This window comes from Agriterribacter sp., from assembly GCF_035444585.1.
In the GTDB taxonomy this organism is placed as follows: domain Bacteria; phylum Bacteroidota; class Bacteroidia; order Chitinophagales; family Chitinophagaceae; genus Agriterribacter.
Window position 1 is genome coordinate 1 of record NZ_DAOMOZ010000346.1, and the last position, 2,956, is coordinate 2,956.

Annotated in this window: 2 protein-coding genes; one reads left to right on the forward strand and one right to left on the reverse strand. The window is 42.3% G+C overall.

The features are described from left to right. A partial coding sequence (guaA, locus tag PLH26_RS21265; protein ID WP_324588024.1) for a glutamine-hydrolyzing GMP synthase occupies positions 1-1,450 on the reverse strand: 1,450 nt, incomplete at its 3' end. 264 nt (positions 1,451-1,714) lie between these two features. On the opposite strand from guaA, the gene PLH26_RS21270 reads away from it, so the two are divergent. After that, positions 1,715-2,827 (forward strand): thioredoxin-like domain-containing protein, encoded by a 1,113-nt coding sequence (locus PLH26_RS21270; RefSeq protein WP_324588025.1) that lies wholly within the window; start codon positions 1,715-1,717, stop codon positions 2,825-2,827. Positions 2,828-2,956: the final 129 nt, after the last annotated feature.

Genomic DNA, 2,956 nt, shown 5'->3' on the forward strand with positions numbered 1-2,956 from the left:
TTGAGATATGTGCCAAAAATTCATAAGGCAGATGCGCCCAGTCTGCCGTCATACCATCTACAGAAGTAACTGCTCTTAATGCTACGGTAAACTCATAGGTTCTCTCATCACCCATAACACCTACACTTTTTACCGGAAGCAAAATAGCGCCGGCCTGCCAAACCTTATCATACAAGTCAAAAGATCGCAAAGCTTTAACATATAACGCGTCGGCTTCCTGCAGCAAACGTACTTTTTCTTCCGTTATTTCTCCCAGTATACGAATGGCCAAACCGGGTCCTGGGAAGGGGTGACGGAAGAGCATAGCCGAAGGAAGTCCTAATTCAAGTCCAACTTTTCTTACTTCATCTTTAAAGAGGTAACGCAGTGGCTCCACCAGCTCAAGATGCATTTTTTCCGGTAATCCCCCCACATTGTGATGCGATTTGATAGTAACGGAAGGGCCATGCACCGATACGCTTTCAATAACATCAGGATATATAGTACCCTGCCCCAGCAATCCTATATTTTCAATTTGATGCGCTTCCTCGTCAAATATGTCAATAAAGGTTTTGCCGATGATCTTTCTTTTTTCTTCAGGATTGGTTTTGCCTTTCAGCCTGCTGTAAAAGCGGTCGCGTGCATCCACGCCCTTAACATTGAGCCCGATTTCATTATAGGTTTTCAAAACCTGTTCAAATTCGTCTTTTCTTAATAACCCGTTATCTACAAAAATACCAAAGAGCCTGTTGCCAATGGCTTTATGGATCAATGTGGCAGCAACGGTAGAATCTACGCCACCGCTCAATGCCATGATCACTTTACACTCTCCTATTTGTTTTTTAAGCGTAGCCACGGTATCGCTTACAAAATGTGCCGGTGTCCAGTCCTGCCTGCAGCCACATATTTTAACAAGAAAATTACTGACTATTTTTTTCCCTTCGTCAGAATGATATACTTCCGGGTGGAACTGCAGCCCGTAAATTACATGTTCTGTTGTACTGTTTTTTTTGAAAGCGGCTATTGGTATGCTGTCGGTTATTCCCAATACCTCAAAACCATCAGGCAGCTGCAGTATGGTATCTCCATGGCTCATCCAAACCTGCGATTCGCCCGAAACGCCCGACCAAATGGTATCGTCCTTTTCTATTTTGAGAGAAGCCCTTCCATATTCCCTTTTTTCCGATTTTTCCACTTTACCGCCTAAAGTGCCTGCGGTTAACTGGGCGCCGTAACAAATGCCCAGCACCGGCAGTTTTTTACTCAGGGCGTTAACATCTACATAAGGAGCGTTGGCATCATTCACTGAAAAAGGAGAGCCTGATAAGATAATTCCTTTCAGTTCAGGTGAAAAATGGACCGGCTTATTAAAGGGAGTGATCTCACAGTAAACATTCGCCTCACGAACGGCGCGGGCGATCAACTGGGTATATTGGGAACCGAAGTCTAAAATGAGTATTTTTTCTGTCATTTGGATGCGAAGGTAATGAGAAATTCAGAAGATTACTTTGCTGCGTATAATGCCGCTATACATACGAAATTTCCAGACTTCGCACTGCTTCATTGAGCTGAGGTTTAGTCGCAAAATCTTACGCTAACAACCCCGGTCAGAAGATTTCGTGTAGCAGGCAGCGGGATATGCAGATGCAAATACACAGAAGATGATATCAGTTACACATTTATCGCCCTGCACAACAGGATAGTGTAGGAATTTTGACTCACTAAAAACACAGGTATGATCAGAACACAAATCCTTCTTTTGATTTTATTATTCACTAACCATGCTATGGGACAAGCCGGTTTTACCATTACCGCAAAATTTAAAGGGTTTGATACCGGGGTGCAATTTTACCTGGAAGACCCCGAAACACAAATGAGCATAGATAGTGCCGTGTATAAAAATGATGTTATACACTTTAAAGGGAGATTACACGACAGCCCCAGGCTTTTGTTTTTATCCGTTACAGATAACGGGAAATATTATTGGTGTAATCTTTTTATTGGGAATGAAAATGTTCAGATTTCAGGGGATAAAGCCGATTTCCCATTTTACCTGGAAAAAACCGGCTCAACATCGCAGGACACCTACCAGATATTGAATGATCAAACCAAATGGTATGATAAGCGCCGGGGCGAGCTTGTTGAAAGTATATCGGGATTAATGATGGATAGCAGCAGCACAGCAAGATCAAAATGGGATTCTGCATGGAATATAATTAAGCCGCTCGACCAGGCTATGGATTCCATACGGCTCAACTTTATCAAAAAATATTACAACTCTTACGCGGGACTAAATGAACTGTTTTACCTCAAAAAGCAATTCACAAAAGAAGAGATCCAAAAAATGTATACCAACTTAAAAGCGCCCTATAAAAATAGTATCTATGGGCAGCGGATATACAATTTCCTGAAAGTAGGGAACATATTAAAGACGGGAGATGGTTATGCGGATTTCCAGGCCTTGGATACCGCTGGCAATATACATCGCATTTCATCATACAACAAGAAGTATATTTTGCTTGATTTCACGGAAACCTATTGCGGGCCATGCATATACGCTGTAAAAGAGCTTAAGGAGATAGACAGCTTATACAAAGAGAAAATGCAGATCATTTCATTTTATGCGGATAAATCTAAAGATATTTGGCTGACCGGCGTTGTAAGAGACCAGCCTTCCTGGCTTACGCTTTGGGACGGGAAGGGTACTGCCGGTGAAACGGTTTTGAAGTATGGCGTGAGCGGATATCCAACATTCTTTTTAATTGACCCGCAGGGAAAAATTGTATGGCGGGGATCAGGGTATGGCGAAGGGTCTGTTAAAGAAGGTATTGAGAAATACATGCAATAAAATTGTGAGAAAAAATATGGCACCTATCAATACAATATTGCGGGCTCCGGATTGGTGCATAGCTATCGTTTTTCTTATCGCCCTGGTCTTCTTAACCGTAAATTCAAATGCCCAGGCCAAGATAAAAGG